The 14507-nt window shown below is 64.9% G+C and carries 16 protein-coding genes; 4 read left to right on the top strand and 12 right to left on the bottom strand.

Annotated features, from left to right (window positions below; all coding sequences use genetic code 11):
* The first annotated feature begins 161 nt into the window (after positions 1-161).
* Positions 162-560, top strand: coding sequence for a hypothetical protein (locus CRO48_RS26785; protein ID WP_035224552.1), 399 nt, complete (start codon positions 162-164; stop codon positions 558-560).
* An 81-nt stretch (positions 561-641) separates the two neighbouring features.
* Here CRO48_RS26785 and CRO48_RS26780 read toward each other — a convergent pair whose 3' ends face one another.
* The 7 genes from CRO48_RS26780 to CRO48_RS26755 all read right to left on the bottom strand — a co-directional run bounded on the left by CRO48_RS26780 (position 642) and on the right by CRO48_RS26755 (position 5323).
* A complete protein-coding gene (locus CRO48_RS26780) occupies positions 642-1286 on the bottom strand; it encodes an antitoxin (RefSeq protein WP_035224550.1) in 645 nt (214 codons plus the stop codon).
* A complete protein-coding gene (locus CRO48_RS26775; RefSeq protein ID WP_035224547.1) occupies positions 1279-1695 on the bottom strand; it encodes a hypothetical protein in 417 nt (138 codons plus the stop codon). The genes CRO48_RS26780 and CRO48_RS26775 overlap by 8 nt, the downstream gene beginning before the upstream one ends.
* A gap of 72 nt (positions 1696-1767) precedes the next feature.
* Positions 1768-1962: a hypothetical protein gene (locus CRO48_RS26770; protein ID WP_035224544.1), complete on the bottom strand. Its 195-nt coding sequence runs from the start codon at positions 1960-1962 to the stop codon at positions 1768-1770.
* Positions 1963-1971: 9 nt separating this feature from the next.
* Positions 1972-2373, bottom strand: coding sequence for a hypothetical protein (locus tag CRO48_RS26765; protein ID WP_097142803.1), 402 nt, complete (start codon positions 2371-2373; stop codon positions 1972-1974).
* Positions 2342-2995, bottom strand: a complete 654-nt coding sequence (locus CRO48_RS26760) for a hypothetical protein (protein ID WP_237681038.1) — start codon at positions 2993-2995, stop codon at positions 2342-2344. Before CRO48_RS26760 ends, CRO48_RS26765 begins: the two co-directional genes overlap by 32 nt.
* A 187-nt stretch (positions 2996-3182) precedes the next feature.
* Positions 3183-3347, bottom strand: a complete 165-nt coding sequence (locus CRO48_RS31670; RefSeq protein ID WP_102026018.1) for a hypothetical protein — start codon at positions 3345-3347, stop codon at positions 3183-3185.
* A 506-nt stretch (positions 3348-3853) separates the two neighbouring features.
* A complete protein-coding gene (locus tag CRO48_RS26755) occupies positions 3854-5323 on the bottom strand; it encodes an MFS transporter (RefSeq protein WP_097142802.1) in 1470 nt (489 codons plus the stop codon).
* A 97-nt stretch (positions 5324-5420) separates the two neighbouring features.
* Here CRO48_RS26755 and CRO48_RS26750 point away from each other — a divergent pair, with 97 nt between their 5' ends.
* Both CRO48_RS26750 and CRO48_RS26745 read left to right on the top strand, forming a co-directional pair.
* Positions 5421-6224: a helix-turn-helix transcriptional regulator gene (locus CRO48_RS26750; protein WP_035224541.1), complete on the top strand. Its 804-nt coding sequence runs from the start codon at positions 5421-5423 to the stop codon at positions 6222-6224.
* The gene (locus tag CRO48_RS26745) at positions 6221-6916 is read left to right on the top strand and encodes an alpha/beta fold hydrolase (RefSeq protein WP_202903081.1); all 696 of its coding nucleotides are present in this window, start codon (positions 6221-6223) and stop codon (positions 6914-6916) included. The genes CRO48_RS26750 and CRO48_RS26745 overlap by 4 nt, the downstream gene beginning before the upstream one ends.
* Positions 6917-7240: 324 nt before the next feature.
* On the opposite strand, the gene CRO48_RS26740 is transcribed toward CRO48_RS26745, so the two are convergent.
* The 5 genes from CRO48_RS26740 to CRO48_RS26720 form a co-directional block, all read right to left on the bottom strand.
* Positions 7241-7717: a hypothetical protein gene (locus CRO48_RS26740; protein ID WP_035224538.1), complete on the bottom strand. Its 477-nt coding sequence runs from the start codon at positions 7715-7717 to the stop codon at positions 7241-7243.
* 102 nt (positions 7718-7819) lie between these two features.
* Positions 7820-9973 carry a ParB/RepB/Spo0J family partition protein gene (locus CRO48_RS26735; protein WP_035224535.1) on the bottom strand — a complete coding sequence of 718 codons (2154 nt, stop codon included), beginning with the start codon at positions 9971-9973 and terminating at the stop codon, positions 7820-7822.
* Positions 9974-10079: 106 nt separating this feature from the next.
* On the bottom strand, positions 10080-10421 hold the full coding sequence (locus CRO48_RS26730) for a hypothetical protein (protein ID WP_035224532.1): 342 nt from the start codon (positions 10419-10421) through the stop codon (positions 10080-10082).
* Positions 10418-10810 (bottom strand): A1S_2505 family phage non-structural protein, encoded by a 393-nt coding sequence (locus tag CRO48_RS26725; protein WP_035224693.1) that lies wholly within the window; start codon positions 10808-10810, stop codon positions 10418-10420. Before CRO48_RS26725 ends, CRO48_RS26730 begins: the two co-directional genes overlap by 4 nt.
* Before the next feature lie 251 nt (positions 10811-11061).
* The gene (locus CRO48_RS26720) at positions 11062-12024 is read right to left on the bottom strand and encodes an ArdC family protein (RefSeq protein ID WP_035224529.1); all 963 of its coding nucleotides are present in this window, start codon (positions 12022-12024) and stop codon (positions 11062-11064) included.
* Positions 12025-12716: 692 nt separating this feature from the next.
* On the opposite strand from CRO48_RS26720, the gene ltrA reads away from it, so the two are divergent.
* Positions 12717-14243 (top strand): group II intron reverse transcriptase/maturase, encoded by a 1527-nt coding sequence (ltrA, locus tag CRO48_RS26715; protein WP_097142801.1) that lies wholly within the window; start codon positions 12717-12719, stop codon positions 14241-14243.
* Positions 14244-14507 lie beyond the last annotated feature (264 nt).

Below are 14507 nucleotides of genomic sequence, written 5' to 3'. Positions count from 1 at the left end.
CAAAAGGCACGTCGCCGAAGACCACCGATCGCCGCCGGCGGTTTCCGGCCGTCACCTCGTGGTGGCGACGGCTTTGATCTATTGTTTAGAGGAACGGATATCGGGCGAATTCGACTTCGCAGGTCGAAAAGCGAGCCCGCTATATTGGAGGGAATAAGCTCGTGACCAAGTCACTTCTCCCGCGAGCGCCAAGGTTCTATTGGCTTGTCATCCTCGCGTTCGCCGCTTCGATAATCGCTTCAAGTTTGCCGGATTTCGGGCCGGAGCATTGGTCGATCTCGATCGCAGTCCGGGGCTGTGTCATCGCGGTTGCCGCCGTTCTCGCGGCGCTGTCAGAAATCTGGGACATTGCGCCTTCCGTCATCATCAAAGCGGAAGCCCGCTACCAGAACCGTCAGGCGCGAGAGTTCTATACGATCCCCGTCGTTTTCGGCGCGGCGCCGACGCGCGTTCCGGGGATATCGCGCCTGCGCGTGACGCGGACGGATGACGATCTGGCGATCCGGCCGTGGGCGCTGCGCTTCGAATACGCGGTGGATGAGGGTAAGGGTGAGTGGTAGCGCGGCCCCAACGACCCGCCAGGCGAGCCAACGCGACGATGGCAGGAGCGTCCCGGCTTGGAGACGGGACGCTCGATAGCATCAGCCGAAGCGACGGCCGGCTTCGGTGAAGGTATATTCGTTCGCGATGATGGTTTCCTCGACGGACTCATCCGAGGTCAGGTATTCGTATTCGCGTTCGAGCTGCCGGTAGAGCCAGTCAGCGAGATCGCGCAGCGCCTCGGTCACGATCTCCCCGGCATCGGCGGTCATGCCCTGCCAGGTCGGACTGTCCCGCTCGACGGAGATCGCCATGCAATAGGCGTGATAGTAGTGGCCACGGTGGCTGACATCAGCGTGGAGCTGATAGAAATTCCGTCGCTGGACGGTCTGCAAACCGTCGGCGATGGCATGCAGGCGGTCGTCCTTCGGGGCATGGCCCCGGATGTCGCGCGAGGCGTTCTTCCGGTAAGAATAGAACGCCTCGAAGCAGGCGCCGTCCCCTTGCGACCAGAAGCCGGTGAAGTAGATGCGTGGCTGCTGCCGGGTTCCGCCGCCCATCAGCCGGACGGCGCGGGCTTTAAGGCGAACGCCGAGGATTTCGCAAATCTGCTCGAAATCATCGAAGATGGTAGCGTACCAATCATAGTCGAAGCCGCCCTCTCGATACCATGCTCGCGCGTTCTCCCTGGCGGCGTCGGATAGCTCGGCAAGCTGATAGACCTTCGTCTCGATCACCTTACTCATCGGGATCGCCTCCGCCGAGGACCCGCGCAAGCCAGCCATCGGTGTAGGTCCATGCGATCGTCTTGCCGGTGGTGAGGTCGACTACATGCGCGCCGCCGCCGAAGGCGTCGACACGCGGCTGCGAGCAGGAGTTGGCGTAATGGAAGCCCCAGCGGCCTTTCAGGCCAAACTCCGCGGCGCAGATCCTGACGAACTGAAGGAGGCGTTCCGGATCGCCGGTGACGTCGTCGCGCATCCAGAGCTTGCTGCCACCGTGCTCGGGCTGGATTGACAAGAGGAAGCCGTCCGAGGGCGGATCTTCGGATGCGCCGTCTTCGGAAAGCTGATTGTAGAGCGCAAGCGCGCGGGCGGCATTGTCGGGTGTGCCGACGTCCAGCAGGCATGAGAAATGGGTGAAGTGGTCGGCCATGTCGGGCTCCTGAAAATGAGAAAGCCCGGCGCGACGGCCGGGCGATGGTCGATGGATACGGTGGTGTCGTGGTCAGAGGCGGAAGTGCGCCACAAGTCGCTGAGCCTCGGCGTGGTGGCCTAGCATCTCGCGATAGAAGCGCTTTCGCGCCTCCCGCTTGTGGGGCTCGTTCCAGGCTGAGCGGGACAGCTTGCGACGCGCCGCCCGGATGACGGCGCGGTCGCTGTCCCAGACCAGAATGTCGAGACGGAGATAGGTCGCGTACACCGGCGCCTCCTAGACCTTGAAGCGTCGGCGCAGCTCGTCGATCTCGTGAAGTTCGAGGCCGGCGTGCGCGCCGTTGTTGGTGAGGTCGTCCATGAACACCGGATCGAGCGGCCCATTGATAAGAGCAAGCTGAAGGGTGGAAAGACCGGCGAGCACGGCGTCGCGCTCGCGGGCCGTCACGGTGATGGTTTGAAACGCTTCGATGGTCTCGCGCGGTTCGAGCAGGCGCACGCCGCTGTGCTCGTCGATTTCGTAGTCGTCGAACTCCTGCACATAGCCGGTGGCGAGCCATTCGCCGTCATAGTTGTGGCTGGTGGCAAGGCGTCGCGCCTGTTCGGGTGTGTCGGCCTCGACCACGGTTTCGTAGTAGGCGAAGGCGTCATGGCCTTTGCTGACGACATATCTGGGCATGGGAAACTCCATAGGATCGGCGCGCGGCGCATGGCCGGGCCGGAAAGGTTGGTTGGGGAAAGCGGGGGCACGCCGCCTCGGGCAGCCGGAGTTCGGCGGCGATCTCGCGCCAGACGGGATCGACCAGTCGCGCTTCGAGCCGGGCGGCCTGGAACCGGAGGTCGCGGGCCGCGGCGTGATCGCCCCGGCCGGTGGCGGCGAAGGCCCTGCCGCGCAGGCGGGTGGCATCGAGCACGATCCGGGTGGCTTCGGCCTTGCTGGCGACGGGCTGCTGCCAGAGGATGACGCCCGCGCGGATTTCACCGGCGAGGACCAGGCCGGACGCGCTGTCCTGCACGACGATGAGCCTCGGCCGGAAGCGCAGCGTGTCGTCGGGCATGGCGCGGATGTCGCCGCGCGCGACGCGGGTGGCCGCAAGCGCCATGGCGTCCTGCGGCGAAGCGGCCTCGCCGATCGGGATGCTGCGGTCCACGCAATCGGCCTCGGTGGCGCCGTCATAGCTGATCGTGCCAAGGCAGGAGACGCGCAGCGGGCGCTTTTGCGCATGCTCAAGGCGGGGAAGCACATGGCCGGCGAGAACCTGTCCGATCGAGCGGAAGGTTTCAGGGTGGGAACGGGTCATCGGATCACTCCGCGACGGGCGGCGGAAGCCTCTCCTCCACCTTTCAACCCGTCACGGCCAACCGGCCCGACCTCTTCCTCTCCTGCCGGGGCGATGGCCCGGCGCCGATGCTTGCGGCGGTCTGCCGCCGCATGATGGAAGGCCCGGTCGCGCTGGCGATCCGGGCAGTCGTTGAGGCGCAAGCGCCTCATTGCCAAGGGTCGATTTCGAGTTCGATCATGTCTTCGTCGCCGTCGAACTCGCCGGCCGGTGCGGCGCCGTGGGTGCCGTCCCCGGCCTGGAACACGACGATCGAGACCATCAGGGTGGCGGCGAGGCTGGTGGCGAAGGCGGTGGCGTCTGCGTAGGACATGGGTTTCGGCTCCTGTCTGTGGAGGCGGGGGACCGTCCCCCGCGCGACAGGCGCCCGAAGTGTCTGACCGGGGCTGCAATCACCCTCGGGCGTTCGGACTCTTTCCGAATCCCCGAGGGCGGCACGCTTGCGTAAGCCGACCCTTCACGGGTTGATTGAACAAGACCCGGATCGGACCAAGGTTAGCGAATGGAAGCGGGGGTGGTGTCTTGCCGGTGACGGGAGCCGCCAGCCTCTGTGCGAGATGCACCGCCCGTCAGCCTTGTCGCCATGCTGATCCAGGGAAGGACGAATGTTCCGGGCCGCCGCTGCACCGTTGCCAGCCATCCGCGTGGTCGATGGCGCCGGAGTGTCGAACGCGAGATTGGCCGCTGGTGTGTCGTCTCCGGCCAAGGACGCTATTATTTCGATCCGGCCCCTACAGGCGCAATATTCCTGTGCGATCAGCATGAACGCCTGCACATCGTCGGCCCGATGTGGTTTCCGTCTGACGGCGCATCGTCAGATTATGAGGCCAGATTTGTCTGGCGTCCGTGGACTGCGAGGCGCAACAGCAGAACGGCGGCGATGATGGCCGCGGCGACGTTGTAGCTCATGGCCGAGACGAAGGCCGAAGCGTAGAGCGCGGCTTGTCCGTCCGATCCCGTCTCTAGCCCTATGCCGAAGAGGATGCCGACAGCGGCCACGCCCAGCGCCGCGCCAACCTGCTGGAGAGTCGAGATGACGCCTGACGCCATGCCGGCCTGCTGCTCCTCCACAAAGCCGAGCACGAGATTGAGCAGCGGCGTCATTATCATTGCCTGCGCTCCGCCGATGACGATCAGTGCCGGGATGAGATGCGCGACGACGAGATCGGCCCCGGTGATCCAGACCTGGCCGATAAGCACGCCGAACGAGACTGCATAGACCAGCGCCCCTGCGGCGATCGCGGGTGTTCCGAAGCGCGCGACGAGGCGCGGTGCGCTGAGTGAGAGGATTACGAATGCGATGGAGCACGGGACAAAGACGCTGCCGGCCTCGAATGGGCTGAGACCGAAGCCGGTCTGCACCAGAAGCGCGAAGCAGAGAAAGAAGGAGGAAGCCGTCGAATAAATCAGCAGCACCAAAAGACCGCCTTGCGCGAAGCGCGGCTGGCGCATCAGCGCCATGTCCACCAGCGGCTGGTGGCCGGCTTTGCGGCGGCATTCCTGATGACGATAGAAGGCGACAAGCAGGATGGCGGCCGCGGCGAGCGCGGGAAAGCTCCAGAGCGACCAGCCATAGCTCGGGGCTTCGATCAGCGGCACGAGCAAGAGCGTCAGACCGAGGCTGACCAGCGCCACGCCCGGCCAGTCTAGCGCCGGGCGGTCGGGGGAAATCGTTTCGGGGATGAAGCGTGCCATCAGCATTGCAATGGCCCCGATGGGCACGTTGATGAGGAAGATGGTGCGCCAGCCGAGATCGAGGATGTTCGCTTCTACGAGAAACCCGCCGACGATCTGCCCGGCGATGGCGGCAAGGCCGAGCGTCATGCCGAAGAAGCCGAAGGCGCGGCGGCTGTCGTCGCCGGAGAAGTTCACGCGGATCGAGGCATAGACCTGCGGGAAGAGCAGAGCCGCCGCCAGCCCCTGCGCTACCCGCGCACCGATCAGCACCTCGACGGTCGGTGCAATCCCGCAGAGGAACGACGCCAAGGCGAAACCCGCCATGCCGACCATGAACAGCCGCCGTCGTCCGTAAAGATCGCCAAGTCTTCCGCCCGTGACGAGAAGGACGCCGAAGGCCAGCTCGTAACCCGCGACGATGAAACCGATCTGCGACAGGCTCGCTCCAAGCTCTGCCTGCATGGATGGAATGGCGACATTGACCACGAAGAGGTCGAAGATCGTCACGAACCCCGCAAGCAGCAGGATCGACAAACCGAGCCATGGCGGCCGTCGGGTGGTCTCAGCAGATACGGAAGAAAGCGGTTCGGCTGTGCAGGCGTCGGAATTCATCTTGCGTCCTCTGGTAATGACGCAGTAGGGATTCCATGAACTTCATTCGGTTACAATTTACCCTCTTATGCTGTTACTTTCTGTCATAGGCTAAGCCATGCGCGCACTTGACCGCACCCGATCCGAACTGGCGGGGTTCCTGCGAACCCGCCGGGAGCGGCTGACGCCGGAAGATGCCGGTCTGCCCGGCGGCAGGCGCAGGCGCACGCCGGGGCTGCGGCGCGAGGAGGTGGCGGCGCTCGCAGGCGTCGGCGTCACCTGGTATACATGGCTCGAACAGGGGCGCGAGATCGGCGTGTCCGCCGACTTCCTCGACAATCTCGCCCGCGTTCTAAAGCTCGATGCGGCTGAGCGGCGACACCTGTTCCTGCTTGCCCACGAGCGCCCGCCAGCGGAGCCCGGCAAGACCTTCTGCACCGTGCCCTCACTGGCTGGCAGGCTGGTGGACGATCTTGCGCCTCATGCAGCCTACATCATCAACCTGCGATGGGACGTGTTGACCTTCAACCCATCCGCCGACTGCCTGTTCGGCTTCGGCCGACACGTCTCCGGGCGCTGCAATCTCCTTTGGCTGCTGTTCACGGATCCGGCCTTGCGCGATGCCTTCGTCAATTGGGAAACACAGGCCCCGGCCATGCTCGCCAGCTTCCGCCGCGATTTCGCGGCCGCGCGCGATGACGCTGACGCCAAGGGACTGATCGCGGAGCTGGAAGCGGCTTCGCCTGAGTTCAAGGGCTGGTGGCGCGATCAGGACGTTCATGCGCCCTGCACGGGAACACTCACGATCAGGGTGGAGGGACAGCCTGTGGAGTTCGAGCACACCTCGCTCACCGTCGACGGCGGGCAGCATCTGCGGCTCGTCGTCTATGCGCGGGTCGATGGGTCGGAGGACGCATCGTGACTGCCTTCGTCCTTATTCATGGTGCATGGCATGGCGCCTGGTGCTGGCAGCGGGTGATCGATCACCTCCGCGCGGCGGGGCACGATGCCGGCGCGCTCACCTTGTCCGGCCTTGCCGAACGCGCCGATCTCTTGTCCCGGCAGATCGATCTGTCCGCCCATATCGAGGACGTCATCGCCCATGTTCGAGCTTCCGGCTGGAAAGCCATCACGATGGTGGGACATAGCTATGGTGGTTTCCCGGCAACAGCCGCCGCCGCCCGGCTTGGCGATCTCGTATCCCATCTCGTTCTGCTCGACGCCTTCCTGCCGCAAGATGGCGAAAAACTCCTCGACCACGCGCCGCACCTGATCGAGGCCTACACGGCCCATGCATCGCGCGATGAGAACTGGCATATTCCGCCGTTACCATCGGTCAATTTCGGCGTTGCCGATGCGGACCGTGCATGGGTCGATGAACGGCTCACGGCGCAGCCGGTCGGAACCTATTTCGAGCCGATCCGCCTGCCGCCGCTCTCGGTTCCAGACAGGACCTATATCCGTTGCACGCAGGCCCCTGGCGCTCTTCTGGAGCGATCGGCATTTCGCGCCCGCGCCGATGGTTGGCGTTATGTCGAGATCGATGCGCCACATGATGCAATGCTCACACATCCCGAGCTTCTTGCGGCAGTAATCGCCGATGGAGCGAGTTGAACCACATCGCGGCGAACGCCTCGTCCCGTGCCAGGAAGGTTTTTGGGCCGTCTCGCCAAGCCTTGGGTTGGACGGAAGCCTGGTGCTTCGGGCCAGACGTCCGGGATCATAGGCGGCGCGACCGGCTCCCACTGCGCATCGGTTCGGTTGGTATCGTAACAGCCCGTCGATTTCGATCACTCCTAGCTCACCGTGAATGGCGGGCAGCATCTCCGGCTCATCGCCTATGAACGTATGGTAGCCTCCTGAAACAGGAAAAGGCCCGGTCTCCTGTGGAGAGCCGGGCCGAAAGATGAAATCGCCTGTCTGGCTCGCCGTCGCTGATCAGGCGGCTGCCCGACCTTCAACGTCATCGGCGCCGATCTCGTCGGCCGTCACCTCTTCGAGGCGGGCGCGGCTGTATCCGGCCTTCGCCAGCCAGAGCTCAGCGGCTTCGCGGTTCTGCGCGAGGTGGATCAGCTCGGCGTTTTCGCCGACGTGCTGCAGCACGCGTACCTGGCCGACCTTCGGTCGCTCGACCACGCGGAAAGTGAGGTCGCTGTCGATGCCGTAAGTCCGCATGATCGTAACGAGGATGATGCCACCCTCACCGAAATCGCCTTCGTGCAGCGTGAAGCATGGCGGGCTCGAATAGGTCGGCCGCTCGCGGGCCGGCTCCTTGCGCACGAGGCGGCCGGCGCCGTTACGGCGTTCCCACGCAGCGAGTTTCCTGGTGAAACGAGCCGGCGGCTTGGCCGTACCGTCGGAATAGGCGACGAGTGAACCGAGCGGCGCGACGTCGAAGATGAGAGCAGCGGACATGAACAAGGTCTCCTGAAACGAAAACGGCCCGGCGGGATGCCGGGCCTTGGAGTGGAAGGGGAAGGAAAATCGGGGCGACCGAAGCCGCCCCGCTGGAGCGCATCATTCGGCGGCGACGAGAACCGCCGGATCGTCGGTCGCATCGGTCGCGCCCGCGTCATCGTCACCGGCGAGGAATTCCGGCAGGGCGACGTCGTCCTCGTCGGAATCCACCGGGGTCTCGACGCCCGGTTCCTCAACGAGGAGGCGAAGCGGTTCCGGCAGCCAACCGGAGTCGGCAAGGAGACGTTCGGCCTCCCGCGCCATGTCGGCCTTTTTCAGATGGTCGATCAGGCGGGCATTCTCCTCACCAAGCGCCTCGTGAACGGCGTCGAGGATGCGAGGTTTGGTTACGCGGCCGAGGTAGTTCGTGACGGTCGGCCGGAAACCGGCTTCCGCCATGTCGAGCCCGGTCGCGCGTGCAAGGCGGTCGGCTTCGGTCATGCGGTTCCGAAGGTCGTATTCGGAAATACCGGTCGCGCTGTGCGGATTCGGCCGCTCGTAGAGCGCGTTGATGCCGAACGAGACGCAATGAGCGAGTAGCGCCATGCGGCTGGCGTCATCGAGCGCGTCCAGCCAATCCCACAGCGCATCGGGATCGGTTGGCACGTCCGCCTTCCATCCCGCGTGCCGCTCGGCGACCGACTTCGCATAAGGGCTGTCCTTGAGGTCGATGCCCTGCTCAGGGAAATATACCTCCTGGACGGAAACCCGGACGGCTGAGCCTTTCGTGGACTGCTTGAAGCGATCACGCACGAGCCGATGCAGGAGCGCCGTCATGGCGATGTGCGGATTGGCGGCCACCGCATCGGCCAGCGCCACGGTGCGATGCGCCGTCAGCTCCGCCACGAGACGTTCGGGAAGAGGCTTGATCGTGTCTTCTTCCTCGTCGGACTCGACCGGCTGACCGCCGACCGTGATGGCGGTGTGCCGGACGTCGGGCGCGGAAACCCCGCCCGCATCCCCGTCGCCCTCGATCTCCGGCGTTTTGCCTTCGACGGTCGCGGTCGGCTCGTCCTCCGGACGGACCCAGCCGCGATCGACAACGAGTTCGCCATCCTCATCTACGGTGACGAAGACGCCGGCGATGGCGATGTCGGTGGGATCGAAGATGGCAGGGCGGCGCTCGAAGGCTTCGAGCTGCTCTTCGATCTCGCCGAGGCGCTGATCGATTTCGTCCGGCAGCTCGTCGTCGGCTTCATGTTCGGCTTCGATCCGGTCATATTCGTCGCGGAGCGTCTGGCGAGCGGCCCGCTCCTCACCGGTTAGTTCGGCGAAGGTGGGGGTGATCGCGCGAAGGTCGTAGTCGTAGCCGTAAGGAAGCTCGAGATCGACCGTGATCCACTTCCAGCCCTCGGCGGCTATCTCCTCGGCGACGGACTTCAGCTTCTCCGTGACCAGTCGATCGAGGAGCGGCACGTCGTCCAGCCAGCCTTCCTCGTCGTCATCGAAGAGATAGCGCGGCAAGAGCGGGCCGCCCGCCGCCACGTAGGCGTCGAGGCCGACGAAGCGGGCGCGCTTGTCGGAGGCGGCGACGCTGGTCTCGGTCAGCATGTTCCGGATGCGCCAGGGCTCGCGATAATGGGACTGCCTGATGGCATCCCAGACCTGCTCCTGGCGCGCGTGATCCGGGTGGGCGGTGAACGCCTCCAGCGTCGCGAGCGTCATGCCGTTTTCGGCATAGACCTGGTGGAGCGTGGGCGAGACCTTGGCAAGCGCGAGGCGCTGATCGACATAGCGCTCCGTAGTGAAATAAGCACTCGCGACCTCCGCTTTGGTCATGCCGCCATCGACCATCCGCTTGAACGCCTTGAACTGGTCGAGCGGATGAAGGGCAAGCCGGAACGTGTTTTCGGCGAGCGAGTCGTCGACCGCCAAAGTCTTGGCATTGGCCTTCTTCACGATGCAGGGGATCAGGCCGTCCTCGGCGAAGCGGCCTTTCTCGACGAGGCGGGCTATCACGCGGAAGCGGCGGCCGCCGGCGGGCGTCTCGAAATCGCCGGTCTCGTTGCCGTCAGCATCGAGAATAGCACGGACATTGATGCCCTGGATCAGATCTTCGCGGCGTTCGACGTCATCGGCGAGATCGTCGAGACCGGCTTCCACGTCGGTTTCGCGCACATTGTCGTTCGACAGACGAATGCGGTTGAAGGGGATGTCGCGCGCCCGCGAGAACTCGATCAATTCGAGGACGGGCTTCTTCTTGGCTCGGGCCATGATGGGTTACTCCGCGACGGGCGCCGAGAGCCTCTCTCTCCGCTATCAACCCGTCACGAAATCCCCATCCCCTCTCTCACTCTCGAACGCCGCCGCCCGCACCGCGTCACCAGGCAGGCGGAGACGGCAGCGGCTCGTTCACCCCGTATTTCCGGCGCAGCGCCGCGATCGCGGCGTCCTGCCGGCCGATCCTGCGCCGCAGCCGGTCGAGATCGGGGCCGGCGATCGCCAGCAGTCCGTCGAGGATGCGGCGGTACTCGGCCTCGTCGGCTCCGGTCCATCGGCTCATCCGGCGGTGATAATGCCGCGCCTTCGGCCGCCGACGGATGGCCTCGGTTTCGGCGCGGCGCGACAACGCGCTCTCGGCGAGCGCGAGATTGCGCCGGCTGTCGGCGAGGCTCGCTTCCATGCGCGCCAAGGCGGCGCGCAGCGCCTCCCGCGTCATCATGGCCTCCTCCGTGGCGACGCGGCCAGCACGGCGCGGAATGCGTCCGGCAGGATGACGTTCGCCGGCGCGTCAGCGAACATCGGGGCGATCTGGTCCGGGCGATAGCCCGCCAGACCGCAGCCGATGGGCGTGACCTCGAAGCGCGTATTCGCGAGGCCGCGGGCGTAGCCGAGGAAGTCGTCGACATGGCCGCGGATCACGGCCAGCGGCAGGACGCGCAGCCCGCGATCCTTGGTGGGGATCGCATAGGCGCGTCCCTGCGGCCCGACGCCCTGGCCGTAGATCGCGCCACGGTGCCGGCGAGCCCAGAGGGCCGCGCCCTTGCCGTGGCGACCCGCGAGATTGGAGCCGAAAACGAAGACGGGTTCGATGGTCGTCGAGCTACGCATGGAGACCTCCTGCCTGCTTCCGCTCGCCGCGAGCGGTACGGCTCCGAGCGGCCCCAGGAATCTGCGGAGAGTCACCGAGGCGGGCGGCCAAAGGCGTCCCGTGAGGGAACGGCAACGCCGTTGGCACTGCGCGGGGGCTGGCGGCACGATGGAAGAGTATCGGTTGTGGTGAGCGGCGGCAGCGCCATGGTCGAGATCGCCCTGGCAACCATCGGCAAGCAGGCGTCGGCGCGGCGGGCGTGTCGCGAGGATCATGCCGCCCTCCTGTCGACGGAGGGCTCGCCAGCGATCGAACCGGCGTCGTCTTCCGGCAGGAAAGACAAGATCCAGTCGGCCGCCTTGCTGGCCTGGCTGGCGGCGCGGACGACGGCGCGGGAATCCTCGCGAAGGACGTCCAGCCAGGAACCGATATAGTCGGCGTGGCGCACGGTCGGGACGATGCCGAGCGATGCGCAGCAGAAAGCAGCGCTCATCTCCGCGACCAACTCCTCGAAGGCGTATTTCTTCGTGCCGAAGGAGGTCGAGAAATCGCGGTTCAACCGGCTGTGGTGGCCGCTGGCGTGCCCGATCTCATGCAGGGCCGTGCGGTGCCAATTGATCGGGTCGAAGTAGGCTTGAGGCGGAGGTACGACCACATAGTCGTCGGCCGGGACGTAGAAGGCCCGGTCGCCGCCGATGCGGAAGTCGATGCCGGTCGCCCTGATGAGCGCCTCGACCCTCGGCTCGATCAGGCCGGGAGGCGGCGGCGGGACCGCGACGGCGATGTCGTCGGGCAGGTTCTCGCACTGCGCCGTGTTGAAGACGGTGAAGCGTTTGAGGAACGGGATCGCCTGCGCGTCCTCGCCGGTCTCGCGGGCGCGCCGCTTCTCGTCCTCGGGGACGAAGCGGTCGGCATAGACGACGGTGGTGCCGCGCTCGCCCTTGCGGACATTGCCGCCGAGCGCCGCCGCCTGGCGATAGGTGAGCCAGCCCTGTCCGGGGAAGCCGTGCTGAACGATTGCGCCCCAGAGGATCAGGATGTTGATGCCGCTGTAATTGCGGCCGCTGCTGGCGTTCCTCGGCAGGCCGAGCGGGGCTTTCGCGGCCGACGTGCCCCAGGGCTGGACCCATGGGAAGCGGCCAGCCTGGAGCTCGGCGACGATCTTGCCGGTGATTTCGTCATAGAGGTTCGCCCGGTCCTGGCCGGTGCGCGTGGTGCGGTCATGTCTGGACATCGCGGTTCTCCGCGACGGGCGCCGGAGGCCTCTCCTCCAGTCCTCAACCCGTCAGTGCGCCAAGCACAGCCCTCTAACTCTTTGAAAGGAAAGGAGTTTTAACACAGAGGCAAAGCTACCAACCAACCCCGAGGGGTGAGAAACCCTCCCGCCACACGGTGCAGCGTGGGGCGCGAAGCGAGCGGGTGAGGCCGTCCGGGTGCTTCCGGAAGGCCATAAATCAGCAGAACCCGCTAACGCCGGGCGTGAGGGAACTTCCGATCCCGATAACGGCCCGGCCAGCCAGTCCGCCATGGAGAGGGAAACCGAACCGATGGCCGAAGCCCCGTCAGAGGGCGCCGCACCGACTCGGAAGTGGGTGGGGCAGTCGAAAGACTTGTGGAGCGCCGACGCGCGATTGATGGGCGCGCGTCAGGGACATCGGAGCAACCCGGTGTCAGCCTCCGGGAAAGCCTGCAAGGCCCGGAAGCCGGATTCCACACGGGGTAGAGTCGGCTCCTACAGCGGACAAGGGGCAGTTGGTGGAACTTGGGAACCCGCACGCGTTGCCGTCCTTCCGGGACGGCTGGCCGAAGCGACCGGCGATCGCGCGCAGCGGGGGCGGAGCCCGCGTAGTAGTCCGAGGGCGGGAAAGCCGTCCACATGGCGAAGGCGGGCAGTGGATACATTTTGCAAGCAGGAGATGGACGTCAATGTCCGACACGGTGAATACCGAGTTCATTCTCGACATGCAGCGCAAGCTGTATCGGTGGAGTGCCGCGTCCCCCGAAAGGAGGTTCGCGGATCTGTTCAATATCGTATGCGACCGCGGCACGCTGCTTCATGCCTGGCAACGGCTGGCCCGTAACAGGGGCAGCAACACACCGGGCACGGACGGCGTGACGCGTAAGGCGGTCGAAGGGCGTCCCGATGGGGTCGCAGGCTTTCTGGAGGAAATCCGGCAAGACCTGCGGCAGGGAACTTACCGGCCTGAACCTGTCCGGCAGAGGTTGATCCCGAAGCCGGGCAAACCGGGAAAGTTCCGCCCCTTAGGCATTCCCACGCTCAAAGACCGACTAGTCCAAATGGCGCTCAAATTGGTGGTGGAGCCGATCTTCGAGGCGGATTTCTATTCGACCTCATACGGCTTTCGCCCCGGTCGGAGCACCCACGACGCACTCGCAAAGGTGCGTCACAGACTGGACCCGACAAAGGCTGGTCCTTCACGGACCCGGTTTGTAATTGAAGGGGACATCAAGGGGTGTTTCGACGCCATCGATCATCATGTGCTGATGGAACGGGTGCGACGACACATTCGGGACCGGAAGGTCCTGCGACTCGTCCTCGCTTTCCTGAAAGCCGACATCATGATCGAGGGCAATCGTCGGCATCCGGTAACCGGAACCCCGCAAGGGGGCATCGTCTCGCCGCTCTTGGCCAATGTCTACCTGACGGCCATCGATGAGCGATACCGGCGCTGGATTCCCAATCCACGGGATAAAACACCGGTGCGGGCGCGACAGCGCCTACAGACCGACTACCAACGTGGTCGTCCGGGGTTCTACGTGGTGCGATACGCGGACGACTTTGTCGTCCTCGTGCAGGGAACTCAGAAGGATGCCGAAGACGAGCGTCTGGCGCTGGCGCAGTTCCTGAAAGAGGAATTGCGCATGGAGTTATCGATGGAGAAGACCAAGATCACCGATGTCCGGGAAGGCTTTGACTTTCTCGGCTACCGGGTTGCGCAGGAAAAGATGCCATCCACAGGACGGTATGTCGGCATGCTCTTCATTCCGAAGGGCAAGCCACAGTTCCTCCGCGACAAGATCAAGGCCCGAGTGCGGGAAACGCCAACTGGCGTCACCCTTGCCGCACTAGTTGATAACCTCAACCCGGTCATCGTCGGCTGGCGAAACTACTACCGATACGCTACACGATCAGGGAAGGAGTTCGGCAAGCTCGACTGGTGGCTGTACTGGCGCCTGAAATCCTGGCTCGGCAAGAAACACGGCAAGGCGTCTGGAAGGACATTGCGTCGTATATATACCGTGCCGGGAACCGGGAAAGACGGCGGTTGGCAATCGGGCGCGAAGAAACTCGCCCGGTTCGCCGACACCAAACGCCTGCGATACCCGGACCGAGGCCTACGCATACCGAACGGATGGGACGACCCGGATGAGCGCTTCCTGAAGGGAGCTGACAAATTCTGGGAAGCAACCCGCGCCCTCGAAACATTATGAGGGCCACCCGTGGCACATGCCACGCATGGAGAGCCGGATGCGGGGAAACTCGCACGTCCGGTTCGGAGCGGGGGATGAAGAAACCTGCCTCGGTGACGAGGTAAGGCGCTTCATCCCTACTCTACCGGCAAACCCGTCCGCACTCTCACTCTCAGGGGGCGTTGCGGGGCAGGCTGTGCAGAAACTCATCCTGATGTCGCTGAGCTTGGACGCTACGCCCAAGTGGCGACCCGGCGAGTCAGCTTTGGTTCGGTCAATGTCCTC

This window comes from Rhizobium subbaraonis (assembly GCF_900220975.1).
GTDB lineage: Bacteria > Pseudomonadota > Alphaproteobacteria > Rhizobiales > Rhizobiaceae > Mycoplana > Mycoplana subbaraonis.
This window is presented reverse-complemented; position numbering and strand designations above follow the sequence as displayed.

Coding starts and splice junctions, on each gene's coding strand:
- CRO48_RS26740 (WP_035224538.1), bottom strand. CDS start 7,717: ATGTCCGCTGCTCTCATCTTCGACGTCGCGCCGCTCGGTTCACTCGTC.
- CRO48_RS26720 (WP_035224529.1), bottom strand. CDS start 12,024: ATGTCCAGACATGACCGCACCACGCGCACCGGCCAGGACCGGGCGAAC.
- CRO48_RS26775 (WP_035224547.1), bottom strand. CDS start 1,695: ATGGCCGACCACTTCACCCATTTCTCATGCCTGCTGGACGTCGGCACA.
- CRO48_RS26750 (WP_035224541.1), top strand. CDS start 5,421: ATGCGCGCACTTGACCGCACCCGATCCGAACTGGCGGGGTTCCTGCGA.
- CRO48_RS26725 (WP_035224693.1), bottom strand. CDS start 10,810: ATGCGTAGCTCGACGACCATCGAACCCGTCTTCGTTTTCGGCTCCAAT.
- CRO48_RS26760 (WP_237681038.1), bottom strand. CDS start 2,995: ATGACCCGTTCCCACCCTGAAACCTTCCGCTCGATCGGACAGGTTCTC.
- CRO48_RS26735 (WP_035224535.1), bottom strand. CDS start 9,973: ATGGCCCGAGCCAAGAAGAAGCCCGTCCTCGAATTGATCGAGTTCTCG.
- CRO48_RS26780 (WP_035224550.1), bottom strand. CDS start 1,286: ATGAGTAAGGTGATCGAGACGAAGGTCTATCAGCTTGCCGAGCTATCC.
- CRO48_RS26730 (WP_035224532.1), bottom strand. CDS start 10,421: ATGATGACGCGGGAGGCGCTGCGCGCCGCCTTGGCGCGCATGGAAGCG.
- CRO48_RS31670 (WP_102026018.1), bottom strand. CDS start 3,347: ATGTCCTACGCAGACGCCACCGCCTTCGCCACCAGCCTCGCCGCCACC.
- CRO48_RS26765 (WP_097142803.1), bottom strand. CDS start 2,373: ATGCCCAGATATGTCGTCAGCAAAGGCCATGACGCCTTCGCCTACTAC.
- CRO48_RS26755 (WP_097142802.1), bottom strand. CDS start 5,323: ATGAATTCCGACGCCTGCACAGCCGAACCGCTTTCTTCCGTATCTGCT.
- ltrA (WP_097142801.1), top strand. CDS start 12,717: ATGTCCGACACGGTGAATACCGAGTTCATTCTCGACATGCAGCGCAAG.